Raw genomic sequence first — 415 nt, forward strand, 5'->3', positions numbered from 1 at the left:
GGGGGGGGGGGGCAATTTCAATTCCTCGACCTCCGTCAAAAGACGGAAACGCTGTTTGGAAATCTGCAGGAGCCGTTGTGGGAGACGGTTGGTCGTTGGCTTGGAGAAAATTGGACGCTAAATACTGGGGAGTGCCCCAACGTCGTAAAAGAATCTTCCTTGTCGCAGATTTTGGAAAAAAATGTGCCGGAGAAATACTATTTAAGTCCGAAGGCTTGCCGGGGAATCCTGCGGAGGGCGGAGAGGCGGGGGAAGGAATTTGCGGGAGGGGTGGAAGCGGCGGTTGAGCAGGAGGCCTTTATGGGGGGGGAAGCAAAACGAGAAACAACGAAAAAGAAGAAGAACGGGGCCCCTTCCTAAAGACAAAAAAAGCGCCCGATGTGGGCGGCGGCGGTGGCGGGGGTAAACAGAATTT

General features: G+C 54.5%; 1 pseudogene. It reads left to right on the plus strand.

Annotated features, from left to right (window positions below):
* Positions 1 to 287, plus strand: a pseudogene (locus ACYVTD_RS17225) (hypothetical protein); the annotation flags it as partial.
* Positions 288 to 415 lie beyond the last annotated feature (128 nt).

The organism is Treponema sp. R6D11, assembly GCF_054786075.1.